This window comes from Bradyrhizobium sp. BRP19 (assembly GCF_020194195.1).
GTDB lineage: Bacteria > Pseudomonadota > Alphaproteobacteria > Rhizobiales > Xanthobacteraceae > Bradyrhizobium > Bradyrhizobium yuanmingense.
Genome location: NZ_JADYVZ010000020.1, coordinates 16,926 through 34,066, shown reverse-complemented (window position 1 = coordinate 34,066; position 17,141 = coordinate 16,926). Strand labels below are relative to the sequence as shown.

Below are 17,141 nucleotides of genomic sequence, written 5' to 3'. Positions count from 1 at the left end.
GAGGGGCCCTAACGGGGTTGCCACGGCCGTGGCCATCAACGAGCAGCAACGACCAGCCACCGCATGTAGCTATCCGGCAAATCGTGCAGAATGCTTGAAGCCGAAAGCTGTAGCTGGGCGGGCTTCATGGAAGGGCAGCACGGCCCAATCGTCGAACGAACTGGCCTAATTGTGCGTTGGTAATGGGGTGAGCTGCAATAAGCTTGCGCATTGGATTACCACAGACACGATCCGCTCAGGCACTTGCACACTTCTTGCACGTTGATTGCACAACGCAATGAAAAGCGCCTTGCAATAAGCGAGCATGAATGCAGCCAAATCCCATCTATGCAATTTGCGGCTTTAACGACATTCCGAGCCGCCAAGCCATGGGATTCCATCTTATGGTCGTTGAAGATGACGGCAATCACCGGCCGTGGTCCATCATTGTGGTGCGCTGGGGCAAAAAAGTGCTTGGCTATGTCAATAAATGCCCGCACAACAGCGTCAAATTGGATTGGGAGCAGAACCAATTCCTGGATCCTTGCGGCATCCGGCTGATGTGCGGCAAGCACGGTTCGACCTTCGAACTCGGCACCGGGCGGTGCGTCGAAGGTCCATGTCAGGGTAGAGCGCTCACGCCGATCGCGTTGGCAGTTCTGGATGGTGATATCTGTGTCCTCGGCGTGCGTCTTGTCGAAGACGATGCATCGCCAAACAACTGAAGACCGCCTCAGACCGGGCGGTTCTCGTTGCGGTTTTTCACCGGCTCCATCCTCTTTAGCCCGCCGTCGTAAGAGATCTCCTCATAGGACAGATCGAGATCCTTTGCGGCATCGAGGAGGTAATCAAGCTTGCCGCCCGGATCGAGCTTCTTGATGTCGTCCTTGTTGAGCCCGACCAGCTCCATCATCTCCTTCCAAACGGTCGATTCATCGCAGGGCAAGACGTGAAAGTTGATATCACCGAACTTGATTCGATATTTCGCCAGCAAATCGATGTTGTTGCAAAACATGAAGTAGCTGCCGGTTGGGCTTAAGGCGCCGTCAAGGACGGTCGCGACGTCAGCAAGATACGCGAAGGAGTGTAGGTAGCCGGCCAGCACCGGAATAGTGCGTTCTCCGTCCTGCGCGATCGTCAGAACCTGCTCGATCGAATAGTCCGGCGGTCGCTTCTCGTCGGCGACCTGAGTCTGGAACTTCAGTGCGACGTCGCCACGAAAGCCGAACCGGCCCGGCTTGGTAGTCGCGCCTTTGAGTACGGCGTTGAGCAGGCGGCCCTCCTTCTCAAATCTGCCGAGTGCGGTGTTCTCGATTGCAGTCATTAAATTCGTCCTCGATCTAAGCTCTTCACCGACGCCTTGGCCGGTGCCAGATGCGATGCAAATTGCTTGCCGTTGCATGCGTAGCTGCCCGCGCGTAGCTTAGAAAGAAAACGCGTCAGGGGGCCGCGCCTAGTCGTGTCAGGAACCCAACACCGGTTCCAAAGTCAACAGGCGCGGTCCGAAAAAGTGCGCATCATCAAGCGCCTGCGCGCTGGCACGTGACTTGCCCTTAACAGCTAGATCCAAGCTGATGAGGGAAAGCCGTGATCAACCTGACGGACAGCGCAGTGAATGCAATCAAGAGCGCGATTTCATCGTCGGCGCACCCGACCGGCGGTCTGCGCGTCATGATCGAAGCAGGCGGCTGCAATGGATTTAAATACAAGATGGGCCTGGCCGAGGAACCGAAGCCTGACGACACCGTGATCGAATGCGACGGGTTGAAGGTGTTCGTCGATAACAAGAGCCGTGAGCATCTGGTCGGCACGACCATCGATTTCGTGATGGCACTGGAGAGTTCTGGCTTTACCTTTCACAACCCGAACGCCACCGCGAACTGCTCCTGCGGAAAATCGTTCAGCTGATGAAAAAAATCGTTCAGCTGATGAAGAGGACATATCGAAGCATGCCGGCCGAACAACTGAGGCAATCGTCGTCCACTGCGACAGACCTAAAGCGTCGCATTCGCGGGGCTCTCGAAGAGATACGCCCCAATCTGCCACGCGATGATGGCGACTGTCAGCTGATAGGCATCGATGGCAGCAGCAGGATCATGGTCACGCTGACCGGTGCCTGCACGGTTTGTAGACTTCGCGGGTGACGCTGGAAGGCATTCAGGCGCGGCTGGTTGATCAATTCGGCGAATTGAATCTGGTCCCCGTTGCTGCTGCAGGCGAGGCAATGGATGAGCGAGGAATAGAATGCCGATCTACCTCGATAACAATGCAACGACCCGGACCGATCCATCCGTTGTACAAGCCATGTTGCCGTTCTTCACCGAGCAATTCGGCAATGCCTCGTCGACGCATGCCTTTGGCGACGAGGTCGCGGTCGCTGTGAGGCAGGCCCGGCATAGCTTGCGGGGCCTGTTAGGGAACGCATACGATCAAGAAATCGTTTTCACTTCGGGAGGGACCGAGGCGAATAATGCCGCGATCCTCTCTGCGCTTGCGACGCAGGAAGACCGAGACGAGATTGTCACCACCTCGGTAGAGCACTCCGCCGTTCTTGCGTTAACCAAGCAATTGGCGGCAAGAGGAGTCAAGACGCACATCGTACCCGTAGATTCCCGCGGCCGGCTCGATATCGAGGCGTTTCGCTGCGCGCTCGGGCCACGCACAGCGATCGCCTCGGTTATGTGGGCCAACAACGAGACCGGAACGATATTCCCTGTAGAGTTTCTGGCCGGGTTGACCCGTGAGGCGGGCGCGCTGTTTCACACCGATGCAGTCCAGTCCATCGGTAAGGTGCGCGTAAACCTAAAGGACAGTGCGATCGACATGCTGTCGCTATCCGCGCACAAACTGCACGGCCCCAAGGGAATCGGCGCGCTATATTTGCGCAAAGGGACAAAATTCCGGCCGCTGATCTGTGGCGGATCACAGGAACGAGGACGCCGCGGCGGGACTGAGAATATTCCCGGCATCGTCGGCCTGGGAAAGGCTGCCGAGCTCGCGGCGGAGCGGCTCGAACCGGAGCGCGTTCGCATTGGCGCGTTGCGCGACCGCCTAGAGCAGGGAATTTTGCACAATGGCGAGTGCGTTGCGCTCGGCGATATCAGCAATCGGTTAGCGAACACGGCCACTATTGCCTTCGATCATCTCGAAGGCGAAGCCATCGCCCACCATCTCAATCGGGCCGGTATTGCCGTGTCGCTCGGATCAGCCTGCAACTCCGGCTCAATGCAGCCTTCGCATGTTCTGCGTGCCATGCAGGTGCCGGCGTGGCGGATGCGCGGCGCGGTGCGCTTTTCTCTGTCACGTGAAACCTCGTTCGCGGAGGTCGATGAGGTCGTGTGCGCAGTGTCCGACATCGTGGCTCGCCTGCGCGCCACCTCCTGCGTCACAGCCAAGGAGTTGACCACGTGAAAATCATGATCCGCCGGTCTCCGGACGCGGGCCTGTCGATATACGTGCCAAAAAAGGATCTCGAAGAGCCAATCGTGGAATCCGAGCACGAGACGCTATGGGGCGGCTGGATCAAAGTAGCTAATGGCTGGGTGCTCGATTTGCCCGAGATGGCGAGCGACACACGGCTACCGATCACAATCAACGCTAAAAAACGGGGCGAGAACGGGGACGATCCCTGAAGGCGCCCCCGAAGATCGACTTTGTCGATGCGGCCGATGCAAAAGCCACGCTCGTGGACGAGGGCCGCGAGCATTGTTCCCCATCTCGGTCCTGGCCTCGCCGAATTGTGCAGATCCGATATGTCGACCACGCCAGAGGCGTTGCCCGGCTTCTTCGAGCGAGGTTCCGCTGCCGCGGCCGGCTAGGGGCAATGCGTTGGCGTCGGCGCGACAAGTCGAGATCAGCAAAGATCGGTCCGCCGTGACGGCATTGATGGCGCGGGCTTTCGCTCGGCCAGTTCAGCCGACGCGGTCGCGCCATCATCTTGCGTCCCTGTCGCTGCGAGTCATAGTCGACATCTGGTATGATGCCGCCATGCGCCCGGCGCTGGATAAGCGCGATGGATGGGTCGAAGTGCAGGGTATCACCCGCGTCGGCATTGGCGAAAATCGCTGGTATCGCCTTTACGATTCGCTTGGCCGAGAGGTCGGCAGTGCCGTGGCCGTCAGCTGGGCGACGGGGGTGCTGTACAAGTCGCATGGCAGCGTGCAGCCGGCCAACACCTTCCTTATCTCCGACGCGGACTACGTCAGGCGTTGACCGAAATCGACATTCAGACGCCAGTTCCGGACATCCATCAAGGAAAGGCGAACAGACCTTTCTCTTGATCGGCTGTCGCTTCAACGAACAGCTGTTGCGTAGCTATGCGGCGGTAGATCATCAAGCGCTCGGCCAGCACCCACTATGCCATCGTTGATGGGGACGCGCTCTCTCGCAACGAGCTCCGCTTTCTACTCGAGCAACGCCTGACACCGCTTGCGATTGGGTTCCCTTGCACGGTTGAGATACTGCTCACCCATTAGTGGCCTTATGAAGCCCGGATCCCCCAGCTCGTATCGTGGGAGCCGCAACGCGAGAAAACCCGTTCAGATGGAGCCGGTTCCGGCGAGCTTAGCGCGAGCATGCGCAAGCCGTGGAGCTCTGCGTGAGAATGACGACGTATCTGTCGCATCGTCAACAAGCGCATCATTGCTCTTCTTTCGTGCGCCAGCGACGATGGTTTCCGCTAACTCCTTGGCGTATGGCTGCAATTTCATCGTCTGCGCCATGGCATGCAAGTTGCTATCCAGCTTCTTGAGGCTCGCTCACGGATCGTCCTGGGGGGGCGATGATGCCAGCAGGGAAAAATGAAAATGAACGCGGAAAGTATGTCAAAGCTGCAGTGGATAGCGGCAAGATGATGCAGCCCGCCCCCGAGCATAAGCGCTGCCGCGCTTCGGCCAAGACCGGACAGGCGAGCTGCGGCTCGCACGCAGGCCAAGGCGATCTGCCGACCGAAATCTGGGAAAAGGTCAAGAACCATCCCTGCTACAGCGAAGAAGCGCATCATCATTACGCCCGTATGCATGTCGCGGTCGCGCCTGCCTGCAACCTCCAGTGCAATTACTGCAACCGAAAATACGACTGCGCCAATGAATCGCGTCCGGGTGTGGTGAGCGAGAAGCTCACGCCTGAGCAGGCGGTCAGAAAAGTGCTCGCGGTCGCGACCAGCATTCCGCAGATGACGGTGCTTGGCATCGCTGGACCGGGCGATGCTCTGGCCAATCCAGCAAAGACGTTCAAGACGTTCGAGCTGGTCGCCAAGGCCGCTCCCGAAATCAAACTGTGTCTGTCAACGAACGGACTCGCACTGCCGGACTATGTTGATACCATCGTCAAGTCCAAGGTTGACCACGTCACCATCACCATCAACATGGTTGATCCCGAAATCGGAGCCAAGATTTATCCGTGGATCTTCTTCAACCACAAGCGATACACGGGTATTGACGCGGCAAGAATACTCACCGATCGCCAACTGCAAGGTCTCGAGATGCTTAGCGAACGAGGTATCCTGTGCAAGGTCAACTCGGTGATGATCCCAAACATCAACGACGACCACCTGATCGAGGTCAACAAGGCGGTGAAGTCGCGCGGTGCCTTCCTTCACAATATCATGCCGCTGATCTCCGCGCCCGAACACGGCACAGTATTTGGCCTCAACGGTCAGCGCGGACCGACGGCGCAAGAATTGAAGGCGCTGCAAGATGCTTGTGAAGGAGAGATAAAAATTATGCGCCATTGTCGCCAGTGCCGGGCCGATGCGGTCGGTCTGCTCGGGCAGGACCGCAGCGCAGAGTTCACCACCGATCAGGTCATGAAAATGGACGTCGAATATGACCTAGAGATGCGCAAGGCATATCAGGGCAGGGTAGAGCATGAGCGTGCCGCCAGAGTCGCGGTCGCCCAAAAGGAGCTTGCGGAATTTGCCGGGGAGATGAGCGCGATCACTCTTCTAGTGGCCGTCGCAACCAAGGGCTCGGGGGTGATCAACGAGCACTTTGGGCATGCAAAGGAATTCCAGGTCTACGAACTTTCTACATCCGGCGCCAAATTCGTCGGCCACCGCCGCGTGGACGTTTACTGCCAGGGCGGTTATGGCGAGGAGGACAGGCTTTCCGCCATCATGCGTGGCATCCATGACTGCCATGCGGTCTTCGTCTCCAAGATAGGCGGCTGCCCGAAAAGCAATCTGATCAAGGCAGGGATCGAGCCGGTCGATCAATATGCCCATGAGTTCATTGAGAAGTCGGCGATCGCCTGGTTCAGATCCTATCTGGATAAGGTGAAACGCGGGGAGATCCAGCACGCGCAGCGCGGCGACGCCGCGATCCCGCAAGGATCTCTGATCTCCGCAGGCTAAGGGGGATATATGCCATTCAAGATCATCGCCTCGCAGTGTACGAGCTGTTCAGCCTGCGAACCCTTATGCCCGAACGTTGCTATCTCGGAGAAGGGGGGCAGCTTTGTCATTGAAGCGGCGAAATGCACTGAATGTGTTGGCTATTTCGACGAGCCGCAATGTGTCGCCGCCTGTCCGGTCGACAATACCTGTGTGGTTGACACGTCCTTTCCTCGCTACCAGGCGCCAGTCTAAAGTGTGAACCCCATGAACGGCACGCCAAGAGCGGGTGCTGAAAACGTCGCAAGCTTCGTGCTGCGCGTTGGCGGCGGCGCGGACGCCGACGTTCGGTCCTCCATCACGGACGACGACTGCGCTGGCTTGCCCTGCGATCGTGCTGTTGCTGGTCGGCAGCACGGCCCTGGCGGGCATTTCATTCTGCGCGGCGGTCCAAGGCGTTTCGCGATTCCGAGAGCGGCCTTCCTACCCAGCGCTGCTGTCGTCGATGAGACTGACCACGCCGCGCGAGTATGAAGTGATGCAGGATCTCGCCTGCCGTGGGCGAGGCAGCTTCCTACATCTCTAGAGGGAGCGATGCATGAGGAGCGGTACATGAACAGCATTGTTCGCGACAGCGACGTCGTCGAGCTCAGCGACCCGCCCGTCTTCAGCTTTGGCCAAAAGCTGCGAGCCAATCGCACCATCCGCAATGATGGCACCTATCGCGGCAAGGAGATTGGCGACGTCTTAGTCAAGAAGGGGGAGGTCGGTTATGTCGTCTCGATCGGCACGTTCCTGCAGCAATTCTACATCTACGGCGTTGAGTTTTTGGAAAGCGGCTACCGCGTTGGCATGAAGCGCAAGGAGCTAGAGCCGGTGGACACGTGCGAGGAGATCGATGATCTGCCATTCCCGGAGGAGTCATGACTCAGCCCGGCGTTCCGAAATATCAGCGGGGCCAGCGGGTCAAAACCGCAGTCGACCTCATCAACGACCACTCATATCCCGACATGGAGCCCGAGGGAGTCTTGCTCGCGGCCGGAGCGACCGGCGAGATCATCAACGTCGCGATCCATACCGAAGCGAACGTGCCGATCTATATTGTCGATTTTGGTGAGCAGATGCTCATCGGCTGTCTTGAAGAAGAAATCACAGTGCTTTGAATGGAGGCTTCGCGATGAATGCCGCGCTGATGAGAACGGTAAAGGCCGGGCTGGTGCCTCACCCCAACGAACTCGATCGCAAACGGATCGAGCGCGGCTTGAGCTCGCGCAAGCGTTATCTCTACGTCTCGCCGAACGTGACGCCGGTGAGGGGCGGCTACCTCGTCGAGAGCCCCTGTTGCTCGCGCAACATCGACAAGGATGGCGCTCTCATCGATGTCGCACTGATTCATTATGATGCCGTGAGCGGGATCTGGAAGCTGTTTCGCAAGAACCACGCGCGAGGAACCTGGGAATTTTACAGCCTTTACCATCGGTTGACTTCTGCAATCGACGAATTGAATGCGGATCCGGAGCGTCTGTTCTGGCAATGACGCCGCGCCTTTGACGAGTCATAGAGGAGCCACGATGGCGCTCACCGCGGAGGAATTGATCGAAATCGAGCGGCTGCTTGCAGCCGATCGCGCCGAGATGGGTCCGTTTGTCGAGCTGCGGCACCGCTTTCCACAGCTTGCTTGGGTGCGCTGTGATGCGTCGGATGTGGCGGATCAGCCGTTCCGGCAGTTTCCGCGTTTCGACCTTCATCTGATCGATGGATCAGATCACTGCGTGCAGATTACGGCCGATCCGACGCGGGCGACCGGCATCGTATGGCCAAAAGGAATGTGCGGCGGTGAGCACTGAACTAGCAGAGTATCGGCTTGATGGTGCGCACACTGTGGAGGAGAATACATCATTCATTCCACTGTTCGATTCCGATATCACCTTCTCTGAGCTCTCTGCCGTGGAGACGCTGCTGTGTTCGCCGCAAATTTCCAACGGGCGGATCACTGAGGCGTTTGAGCACGCTTTCGCCGCCTATCTTGGTCGCAAATATGCTGATGCGGTCTCGAGTGGTACCATCGGGCTCCTGCTTGCGCTGAAGGCGCTCGGCATCGGCCCGGGGCAGGAGGTTTTCGCCTCGCCCTACTCCTTTCGCGAAACCGCGCATGCCACCAGTCTCGCGGGCGCACGAGTGGTATTTGCAGATGTCGATTATTGGTCGGGAGCATTAGTCCCAGCGAAGGCCAAAGAGCGCATCACGGCCAACACGCGGGCGATTGTCGCCGGCAATCCTAACGGTCATCCCGCGCCGTGGTCGGAACTGCGTGCGGTCGCGCAGCGCCATCAGCTGCTGCTTTTGGAGGATTACACCGAGGCGATTGGATCGAGCTACAAGGACGGATTGAGCATACGTCGCTTGTGGCAGCGTTGCCTGGTGCGGATCGTGATCCACACAAATGCGGGAGCACGCCGTGCGGTTGGAGGCACGCACTCGTGTTAAGTCCGCGCGAGAAATGCTCCAAGCGGGTGAAGAATACCTGCTCGATAGTACAAAAGGCGCGGCGTCTAAGGCGCGGCTTGAGCCCCCACGCGCCAAGGTGCCCGAGTCGAGATCGTCGGTGTACGGTCGGGATCCTTAGAGTTGCCAAAACAGGTGATCGGTATGAGCTCGCAAGAAGTCATCATCCACGTCCGCTTCGGTCCGGACGGGAGGGTGATCCAGATCAGTGAGCGTCCGGCGAAGCTCACGCCGATCCAATGGTTTGATGTCCTGAACGCCCGTGCCAGCTCGGCTTATCGGCCGCTCGCTCGTGGCCGCGGGATTTTTCGGCTGAGCCGGACTGCGATCGAAGCCTTCAAGCAGGAAACTGCGAGGCCGGGATGAGCGAACCGATAATCGGCGACCTGATGAGCGATAAGACCGAGGTTTTTGCCGTCTGCCCGGCCGATGCCCTCGAGCGGAGTGGGGCCATGGGCTTCAGCCTGTCGCGGATCGATGATAGGGGCGAGAGCCGCCCGTTTCCAATTATTGTGGTGCGCACCTTCGGCAACGACTATTTTGGTTACGTCAATCGTTGTCCGCATGAGAGCGTCTGGCTTAACATCGGCACCGGTGCGTTTTTCTCGTCAGACCGTTCCTTTCTCAGATGCGGCCGGCACGGCGCAAGATTCGAGATCGACACTGGGATGTGCATCGACGGCCCCTGCGATGGACAATCGCTTGAGCCGGTACCGCTCGCCGTGATCGAAGGTGACGTCTGCCTGTGCGGCGTCAGGCTGCTGGAGGACGATCGGTCTGCCGACCCGTTCGCGGACAGCGACGAAACCATGGATATCACGATCCATCCGGACTAACGGGCCTATCGCTTTGTTATGCTCAAGCTGCTTGAGGCGCCTTGCCGTCGGATGAAGCCGTCGTACTCGTGAGCGTTGGCAGATGCGTGTCACGGCTGTTGATTTGTGAGACAAAACGGGCACCTTGCGCGGATTGCGGCCCTGCCACTCCGCGACCTCCGTCGCACCAAGAAGCTGCCCTTGCACTAGCTCGCCAAATCGAGCGGGCAGGCAGGACATGCTTCCTACTGCAGGCGATATGTTGGAGAGGGAAATGCCCCCGGCGGCTGGAAGTTCGCCGAGGGCATCGTCTGGGCTGGGAGAATGTGGGGCCCAGACTGACAGGACCGTTTGGGGAGGAGGAATGACGATCCTGTGTCAAAACTCTTTGGCCGGCGGACGCAGCTGGCGTTATTGCCTGCGCTGCAACTGCCATGCCACTCCGTTCGTGCGAGGCCCTTAGCGGATGTCAGCTAGGACCCGTTAGGAGCAAATGCATGTGAGCAGGTGCTCGTTGTTCGTCGCAAATTTGCCGCTGCAAGCGCGTCTTGACGTGTATCGTGGGAAGCCTGCGGGCCGCTGCGTTGCCGGTTTAACGTTCCTGCCAATCGGGATTGCGGCCGGCTTGGTCTGCAGCCTCAAAGGTGGCTCAGCAATCATCGCTGTCTCGTTGGGCTCTTGCGACAGGCGCTATCTGTTGAGCAAACGATAGATCGGCAGCGACGGAACACAGCAGCAGGCCGAGGCGGGAGGTCAAATGCTATGCGAGTTTTGTCGTGTCCGAAACAGAAGCGAACGACGTTGTCGCAACCTGCGCAATAATTGTGAGTCGCGCCGCGAAAAGGAAGGGATCGTTGGACAAACGAACGTTACGCATCTGGTGTGCAACTTGCTTTGGAGAAGTTGAATGATGAGCAAGTGATGCGGGAGTAAAAAGGTCGCGATGATGGCAGAAGAGGTTGGAATTGATCAAAGAGGCTGATCCGGACGCGAAGGTGTCTATCGCTGATCTTCAGCGATGACAACCACTATGGCACCCGCTCATTTCGCCAGCATTGGCAAGCGCGAGTGGGAATCAGTAGCATCAAAGTCTTCGATGCAGCGTTTAATCGTAAGAGATTGTGGGAGCGACGTGCTCGCACCTTGTCATCTTTTCAGATGAAGCCCATTGATCACAGGACAGGCGCATGAACTCAGAAGCCGAATTCGAACTTCCTCAACTTTATAGGCATCATGTCTTTGCCTGCAACATGCAGCGTCCGCCAACTCATCCGCACGGCAGCTGTGGCGCCTTTGGCGCGCAAGCCCTGTGGGATCGAATGAGCAAGGCGGTCGAAGCGCAAGGCCTCAACGATATTGGCTTCACGATGGCAGGCTGCCTTGGCTTTTGTAACGCTGGTCCCTTGATGGTAGTCTATCCCGATGGAGTGTGGTATCGCGCGACCACGCCTGAGGACGTTGACGAAATCGTAAACTCCCACCTCAAGCAGGGCAAACGTGTCGACCGCCTTGTGATGGTGCTAAAGCGAAGCTAGAGGCTTCGCCCAGCGGCCACGTGCCCGGGCTAGCAAGCATGGACGGCTTGTCAGTCCATGAGCTGGCCGCCCGGAGCTAGGATCGTCTGAGGTTGAGCGGAGGCCTCACGCTCTGGGTCTGCGAACAGCAGGTCATTGACCTCGGCGCGGGTGTTGCCTTTTTTCTCCGGGCCGATCGGCAAATGGCGCCTTTTGCAACGCGAACAAGAATATGAACACATGCTGGGTCGATCTGTTTGTGTACCGTCACTCCATGCCGCGCGATCCGTAGCTTACAGCGAGAGCAATGCTGCGAATGGCTCCCCGCTTCTCGTGAGATGACGCGTCCTTGACGCGTCATCTCGCTCCCTGCTTGCACAGCGGTGAGGTTAGGGGACGCGCTCGATGAGCTCGTACGTCCGGAATGATCAAACGGATTCCCCATTCTGCTCCTGTTCTAGCGTCAGAACCTGTAAGTGACGCCGCCGCTGACGAGCCATGGATCGATATTGGCGCGCCCGGTGACGGCAATCGCATTGTTTACGGTCGCGGAGTACTCCGGCCGCAGCCACAGCTTCTTCACGTCAAAGTTGAGGCCCCAGTGACGATCAAGCATGTAATCGAAGCCGAATTGGACCGCCGCGCCGAATTGGTTGCTGATGTGCAAATCCGTCACCGCAAGACCGGCGGGCGACGTATTGGCTGCCGATTGGTTGAAGAATGCGGTGTAGTTGATGCCCGCACCGATATAGGGTTTGAGCGCGCCGAATTCGGTGAAGTGATATTGCAGGGTCAGTGTTGGCGGCAACAGCCAGGCTTTGCCGATATCGAGGCCAGTGAGCGCGCCATTGCCGCTGATGTGATGGCTGGTCACGCCGAGAATGAGTTCGGCGGCAACGTTTTTTGTGAAGAAATAGGTGATGTCGAGCTCGGGTACGGCTTGATCGCTGATCGAAAGGCCAGAACTTGGTGAGGACAGCGAGGGGGCCCCGGCGATGCTGACCGAGCTGCCTGCGGTATCCGGCAAAACGCCAAGCACGCGCAGGCGGATCATCCATGGATTGAAGGGTTCGATCGGAGGCGCTTTATAGTAGACCGGCGTCCGACCCAGATCCGCAGCCTGTACCGAGATGCTGGCCAACGAGGTCGCGAGCGCGAGGAGCGATGCCCTCGTCAGAACTGTCCTTGTTCTCATCGAATTCTCCATTCCAAAATCGGCGCGAAGAGCCGCGCGAGATCTCTGTGACACTGGGGAATGGCGGAGGATTTGATACCGATCAAATGGGAGCGGCCATAGCGCAATTATGCCGCTAAGTTGCATAAGGATCACGGCCGCGAAGCGTTGTGATCTGTTCTGATCGTTATTCAATTGAATAGAGCAGAATGTCTTCAAGAAACCGCTTCTCGCCTTGGTGCTGTGATCCAATCCGTGCCGCGGAGGTCATGCGCGATAAAGGCGGCAACTGCGGCGGCCTCTCACACACTACACAGGCGAGAAGCGCGGCATTCTAGCGCAATAGAGGCGATGCCCCTTACGGAGCAGTCACTCGTGCGAGCGTCTCAGGGAAGGTCCCGTCGCTTACTACCGGTGAAGGAAGCCGGAAGTGGGAAACGGCATCTCTGCCTCGCTTGATAGCGGTGGGTACCCTCCGCCCGTTTCTCACGTCTGCGGACAACGCGTACGGTTTGCTTCGTGCAAGCATCCGCCGAGATCATCTTGCGTGTTGCCGCCAAGCAGGGACAGCACGGGCTCATGATCGAGTCCGGCACATCGTGCCCCGTCTACGTCGATCAGCGGTCGTCGTATCAGGAGCGGATCGACTATCATCAATGCGAGCGCGCTTGCCGGGTCGATAGTATCGGATTGACTTCGCCTGACTTGATACGGGGGGCAGCTCGGTTGAACCAGGCTTTGACCGGCACATTGCCGAAGAAGCCGCGCAATTTCTCCGCATCCCATGAATCTTTCAAGATGTCTCGGGCGATCACGTCGGACTTCAGCTTGAATCTGACGCGCGTTAGTGGCGCAGCCGGGCTTCTGATAAAAGATGATTGTCGCCACGACATACCTATGTAGGCGCGCTGAGCTGAACGATTGGCATGGCGCGGCTGCTTTCGGGAGCCCATTCGAATTTCTTGCCGATCATCTCCAATGTCAGCGCATCAAGCGCCGTACCGTATTTGCAACACTCGCGGCTGGTCCGCCAGGTTTCGAGCCCGACCGGCATATTCACTGTCCTAGGATCGCCCGGCTTGCGAGAAGAGGACAAAGTGCCGTTCCACACCAGAAGGCATCGGAACAGGTCTCGCCAAATCGGCTTTTCGCGTAGATTGTTGTGGTCGTTGTTAGTTTTCTGACAGTCGCGCAGATCCTGTCAGATCCAAAATAGCCAAGGCCTCACTCACCGGCTGGTGTTTTTTAGAAACGTAATCAGAAGCTTAAGGAGCGCGGTCAAGCGTTGGCACGGCGGTTGCTAATAAGCGACAGCAACACTGAGTGAGGGCTGAGTGCACGCCGACGCGTAACACGAGCGATGCGCTCCTTCCCTCGAACCCGTGTGCCCCCGTTTCTGAGAGAGAAACAAGCTCGCGCGCAAGAAGCGCGCAACTTTTGGCAAATCGGTTGATGGAGAGCAACATGTCTTCACTGAGACAAATCGCGTTCTACGGGAAGGGCGGCATCGGCAAGTCGACCACTTCGCAGAACACGCTGGCGGCGCTGGCCGAGATGGGTCAGAAAATTCTGATTGTAGGGTGCGATCCGAAAGCGGACTCGACCCGCTTGATTCTGCACGCCAAGGCGCAAGACACGATTTTGAGCCTTGCAGCGAGCGCCGGCAGCGTTGAGGACCTCGAGCTCGAGGACGTAATGAAGGTCGGCTACAAGGACATTCGCTGCGTGGAGTCCGGTGGTCCTGAGCCGGGTGTCGGCTGCGCCGGCCGCGGCGTCATCACCTCGATCAATTTCCTGGAGGAGAACGGAGCCTACGAGAACATTGACTATGTCTCATACGACGTGCTCGGCGACGTCGTTTGCGGTGGTTTTGCGATGCCAATCCGCGAGAACAAGGCGCAGGAAATCTATATCGTGATGTCCGGTGAGATGATGGCGATGTATGCTGCGAACAACATTTCCAAGGGCATCCTGAAATACGCGAACTCTGGCGGCGTGCGGCTGGGCGGTCTGATCTGCAACGAGCGGCAGACCGACAAGGAGCTGGAACTGGCGGAAGCGTTGGCCAAGAAGCTAGGCACTCAGCTGATCTACTTCGTGCCACGCGACAACGTGGTGCAGCATGCCGAGTTACGCCGCATGACGGTGCTTGAATATGCACCCGATTCCAAGCAGGCCGATCACTATCGCAATCTTGCGACCAAGGTTCATAACAATGGCGGCAAAGGCATCATCCCGACCCCAATCTCCATGGACGAGCTCGAGGACATGCTGATGGAGCATGGCATCATGAAGCCCGTGGATGAATCCATCATCGGCAAGACCGCCGCCGAACTCGCGGCCTCGTAAAGGTCGCGAGTCGCGGCCTTGTAAAGGCGCGCGACGGATGCCGGTCTCCCTCACCGCCCATCCCGGGAGGCCGGCATTCTGACGATCGACCCTGATCAAAACCAGGATGCGGCACGCAAACCTGACCATTGTGGAAACCCGCAAAATTATGTTCGAAGCGCACTTCCTTCCGTCGCCGGCTGCTTGTGCCGTTGATATCAACAGCCAGATGCACAGGGGAATTGCAACCTATCGCATGCTCACCGGTGTGCCTCCTACAGATGCCGATATTACCATTGACAGCGATCTCGATCGCCATGTCCTGGCGTCTATCCTGGCGGCTGCCACAATGGATGGTGGCTCTCTTCCCGAGAAGGCTGGCCTGTCCGGCCTTGAACTGGTGGCCTTGCTGGAGCAGTACTTTCCCTCGCTTGAGATCAAGCTCGCGGAGCAGCTCTCGGATTTCGAGTGCGAAGAGGACGACGAGATCGCAATTTTGCGCGATCTCTTGCTCGAGCAACGCTCGACGGAAGGGGATATCGGCCGCTGGCTGGCTGCGATGATCGCGCGCCGTGCCATTGAGCCAGACCACCTGTGGGAAGCGCTCGGCTTGCGCAATCGTGGCGAACTCTCTCGGCTGCTGAGCCGCCATTTCGCGCCGCTCGCCGCGCGCAATGTCAACAATATGCGCTGGAAGCGTTTCTTCTACCGCATGCTTTGCGAGAATGAAGGGCTCGTGATGTGCACAACACCTGTGTGCAAGCAATGTGACGACTTCAACCTGTGCTTCGGCGAAGAAAGCGGTGAGAGCCGGATGGCCGAGCGCCGGCGCGATCTTCTGTTCCGGGCGGCTCGGCCGGTCGTTGCCGGAGACTGTCCATCTGAACTGCCAGGAGCGTCCGCTATCGCCCCGTCATCCGAGAAAGACTCGCCGGATTTGGTAAGTCGCGCGGGAGGTTGAGGGCGCGGCCGACGCCGCTTCGATGTGAGCGAGTGACCATGTGTCCAAGGCGGCGGCGGGCCCAAGTGGACCGCGACAATTCTCACATCCTGGCGAGCCGCAATTGCTAACGTTCGAACTCGGCGTAGCAACAGGCAAGGCGTCCGCTTCATGACCTGTCGCATTTGCGACAATTCATTTGCTCAAGAAGGTCGAGGACGGAAGGGGTCATTCGTCAATGGGTTGGACGGGATGGCAGGCTGGCATGCTGGTTGCTGAAGCGTAGGTAGGTCAAACAATGAGGAGCTCTCGCGTGATTGCCGCCAGCACCGCCGCCAAATCGTCCTGGTCCGACCAGGTGCGCGCCAAGCCTACCGTGCTCAACGACACGACATTGCGCGACGGCGAGCAGGCACCTGGCGTTGCGTTCACCACAGAGGAAAAGCTGGCGATCGCGCAGGCGCTGGCGCGGGCCGGAGTCACGGAGATCGAAGCGGGAACGCCGGCGATGGGCAACGAGGAGATCGCCGCCATCCGCGCCATTGTCGAAGCAGATCTTCCGCTGACCACCATAGGCTGGTGCCGGATGCGGGAATCTGACGTCGACGCGGCGATCGAAGCAAAGGTGTCCATGATCAATATCTCGATCCCGACCTCCGATGTTCAGATCGCGGCCAAGCTAGGTGGTCATCGCGACCTGGCGCTAGAACGGGTGAAGCGAGTGGTAGGCTATGCCTGTGAGCGCGGACTTGAGGTCGCCGTCGGTGGTGAGGACTCCTCCCGCGCCGACATTGATTTTCTCATCAGGCTGATGGCGACTGCAGAAGCCGCGGGCGCGCGTCGTTTTCGTATTGCAGATACGCTCAGTGTGCTCGATCCCGACGCGACCTACGCGCTGGTCGGAAATTTGCGTGCGACAACCGATCTCGAACTCGAATTTCACGGTCACGATGATTTAGGACTCGCAACCGCGAACACGCTCTCCGCCATCAGGGCTGGCGCGAGCCACGCCTCAGTGACCGTCATCGGGCTGGGCGAGCGGGCCGGAAATGCACCGCTCGAGGAAATCGCGGTCGCACTCAAGCAGCTCTACGGGCGCGAGACCGGCATCATACTCCGGGAGCTCGAGAACGTCGCCACGGTGGTAGCAGCCGCGGCCGCACGTGCGATTCCTATGAACAAGGCGATCGTCGGACAGCATGTATTTACGCACGAATCCGGCATTCATGTCGCTGGCCTTTTGAAGGATCGACGCACCTATCAATCGCTTGATCCCGTTTTGCTTGGCCGCTGCAACCGCTTTGTGTTCGGCAAGCATTCCGGACTTGCGGCGATCACCGCGTTACTCGATGAACTGCAGCTCGTCGCCAGCGACGATCAAGCCAGGCAGATCCTGTCGCAAGTCCGCAAGTATGCGATCGAGCACAAGCTGCCAGTCGAGCGCGAAACCGTGGCGGCGATCTGGCGCGACGTGTGCGGATGCTTGGCAACCCAGCCCGCGTGAAAAGCCGTGCCCAGCAAGGTTTGCGTCGACCCTTCGCAAACCGACGCGCCG

The 17,141-nt window shown here is 58.5% G+C and carries 21 protein-coding genes and 1 pseudogene; 19 read left to right on the top strand and 3 right to left on the bottom strand.

Annotation, left to right across the window (positions count from 1 at the left end):
- The first annotated feature begins 308 nt into the window (after nt 1-308).
- Nucleotides 309-704: a Rieske 2Fe-2S domain-containing protein gene (locus I6F36_RS33670; protein ID WP_225129574.1), complete on the top strand. Its 396-nt coding sequence runs from the start codon at nt 309-311 to the stop codon at nt 702-704.
- A gap of 8 nt (nt 705-712) precedes the next feature.
- Here I6F36_RS33670 and I6F36_RS33665 read toward each other — a convergent pair whose 3' ends face one another.
- Nucleotides 713-1,303, bottom strand: a complete 591-nt coding sequence (locus I6F36_RS33665; RefSeq protein WP_225129648.1) for a hypothetical protein — start codon at nt 1,301-1,303, stop codon at nt 713-715.
- A 263-nt stretch (nt 1,304-1,566) separates the two neighbouring features.
- Between I6F36_RS33665 and I6F36_RS33660 the strand changes: the two genes are divergently transcribed.
- The 15 genes and pseudogenes from I6F36_RS33660 (at nt 1,567) to I6F36_RS33590 (ending at nt 11,165) form a co-directional block, all read left to right on the top strand.
- Nucleotides 1,567-1,887 carry an iron-sulfur cluster assembly accessory protein gene (locus I6F36_RS33660; RefSeq protein ID WP_225129572.1) on the top strand — a complete coding sequence of 107 codons (321 nt, stop codon included), beginning with the start codon at nt 1,567-1,569 and terminating at the stop codon, nt 1,885-1,887.
- A complete protein-coding gene (locus I6F36_RS33655) occupies nt 1,887-2,123 on the top strand; it encodes a NifU family protein (RefSeq protein WP_306469170.1) in 237 nt (78 codons plus the stop codon). The genes I6F36_RS33660 and I6F36_RS33655 overlap by 1 nt, the downstream gene beginning before the upstream one ends.
- A 100-nt stretch (nt 2,124-2,223) precedes the next feature.
- Nucleotides 2,224-3,390 (top strand): cysteine desulfurase NifS, encoded by a 1,167-nt coding sequence (gene nifS, locus I6F36_RS33650; RefSeq protein WP_225129568.1) that lies wholly within the window; start codon nt 2,224-2,226, stop codon nt 3,388-3,390.
- Nucleotides 3,387-3,611, top strand: coding sequence for a putative nitrogen fixation protein NifT (nifT, locus tag I6F36_RS33645; protein WP_027571421.1), 225 nt, complete (start codon nt 3,387-3,389; stop codon nt 3,609-3,611). Before nifS ends, nifT begins: the two co-directional genes overlap by 4 nt.
- Nucleotides 3,612-3,852: 241 nt before the next feature.
- A complete protein-coding gene (locus tag I6F36_RS33640; RefSeq protein ID WP_225144492.1) occupies nt 3,853-4,191 on the top strand; it encodes a hypothetical protein in 339 nt (112 codons plus the stop codon).
- A gap of 640 nt (nt 4,192-4,831) precedes the next feature.
- The gene (gene nifB, locus I6F36_RS33635; RefSeq protein WP_225144561.1) at nt 4,832-6,331 is read left to right on the top strand and encodes a nitrogenase cofactor biosynthesis protein NifB; all 1,500 of its coding nucleotides are present in this window, start codon (nt 4,832-4,834) and stop codon (nt 6,329-6,331) included.
- A gap of 9 nt (nt 6,332-6,340) precedes the next feature.
- Nucleotides 6,341-6,565, top strand: a complete 225-nt coding sequence (locus I6F36_RS33630) for a 4Fe-4S binding protein (protein WP_225129566.1) — start codon at nt 6,341-6,343, stop codon at nt 6,563-6,565.
- Between the two features lie 357 nt (nt 6,566-6,922).
- Nucleotides 6,923-7,237, top strand: coding sequence for a nitrogen fixation protein NifZ (locus I6F36_RS33625; protein WP_225129565.1), 315 nt, complete (start codon nt 6,923-6,925; stop codon nt 7,235-7,237).
- A complete protein-coding gene (locus I6F36_RS33620; protein ID WP_225129563.1) occupies nt 7,234-7,473 on the top strand; it encodes a nitrogen fixation protein NifZ in 240 nt (79 codons plus the stop codon). Before I6F36_RS33625 ends, I6F36_RS33620 begins: the two co-directional genes overlap by 4 nt.
- Nucleotides 7,474-7,487: 14 nt before the next feature.
- Nucleotides 7,488-7,847: a DUF3024 domain-containing protein gene (locus I6F36_RS33615; RefSeq protein ID WP_225129561.1), complete on the top strand. Its 360-nt coding sequence runs from the start codon at nt 7,488-7,490 to the stop codon at nt 7,845-7,847.
- 34 nt (nt 7,848-7,881) lie between these two features.
- A complete protein-coding gene (locus tag I6F36_RS33610) occupies nt 7,882-8,157 on the top strand; it encodes a DUF6129 family protein (protein ID WP_225172935.1) in 276 nt (91 codons plus the stop codon).
- A gap of 34 nt (nt 8,158-8,191) precedes the next feature.
- Nucleotides 8,192-8,692: pseudogene (locus I6F36_RS33605) on the top strand (aminotransferase class I/II-fold pyridoxal phosphate-dependent enzyme); the annotation flags it as partial.
- A 267-nt stretch (nt 8,693-8,959) separates the two neighbouring features.
- A complete protein-coding gene (locus I6F36_RS33600; RefSeq protein WP_225129557.1) occupies nt 8,960-9,181 on the top strand; it encodes a hypothetical protein in 222 nt (73 codons plus the stop codon).
- A complete protein-coding gene (locus tag I6F36_RS33595; RefSeq protein WP_225129556.1) occupies nt 9,178-9,651 on the top strand; it encodes a Rieske 2Fe-2S domain-containing protein in 474 nt (157 codons plus the stop codon). Before I6F36_RS33600 ends, I6F36_RS33595 begins: the two co-directional genes overlap by 4 nt.
- A 1,166-nt stretch (nt 9,652-10,817) precedes the next feature.
- Nucleotides 10,818-11,165 carry a ferredoxin gene (locus I6F36_RS33590; protein ID WP_225129554.1) on the top strand — a complete coding sequence of 116 codons (348 nt, stop codon included), beginning with the start codon at nt 10,818-10,820 and terminating at the stop codon, nt 11,163-11,165.
- A 442-nt stretch (nt 11,166-11,607) separates the two neighbouring features.
- Here I6F36_RS33590 and I6F36_RS33585 read toward each other — a convergent pair whose 3' ends face one another.
- Together I6F36_RS33585 and I6F36_RS33575 are read right to left on the bottom strand one after the other, a co-directional pair.
- Complete coding sequence (locus tag I6F36_RS33585) at nt 11,608-12,351, bottom strand: OmpW family protein (protein WP_225129552.1); 744 nt, start codon at nt 12,349-12,351, stop codon at nt 11,608-11,610.
- A gap of 862 nt (nt 12,352-13,213) precedes the next feature.
- Nucleotides 13,214-13,372 (bottom strand): hypothetical protein, encoded by a 159-nt coding sequence (locus I6F36_RS33575; protein ID WP_225129550.1) that lies wholly within the window; start codon nt 13,370-13,372, stop codon nt 13,214-13,216.
- Nucleotides 13,373-13,782: 410 nt separating this feature from the next.
- Here I6F36_RS33575 and nifH point away from each other — a divergent pair, with 410 nt between their 5' ends.
- The 3 genes from nifH (at nt 13,783) to nifV (ending at nt 17,090) form a co-directional block, all read left to right on the top strand.
- On the top strand, nt 13,783-14,667 hold the full coding sequence (gene nifH, locus I6F36_RS33570) for a nitrogenase iron protein (RefSeq protein WP_027571409.1): 885 nt from the start codon (nt 13,783-13,785) through the stop codon (nt 14,665-14,667).
- 148 nt (nt 14,668-14,815) lie between these two features.
- On the top strand, nt 14,816-15,607 hold the full coding sequence (locus I6F36_RS33565) for a nitrogen fixation protein NifQ (protein WP_225144562.1): 792 nt from the start codon (nt 14,816-14,818) through the stop codon (nt 15,605-15,607).
- 295 nt (nt 15,608-15,902) lie between these two features.
- A complete protein-coding gene (gene nifV, locus I6F36_RS33560; protein ID WP_225129642.1) occupies nt 15,903-17,090 on the top strand; it encodes a homocitrate synthase in 1,188 nt (395 codons plus the stop codon).
- Nucleotides 17,091-17,141 lie beyond the last annotated feature (51 nt).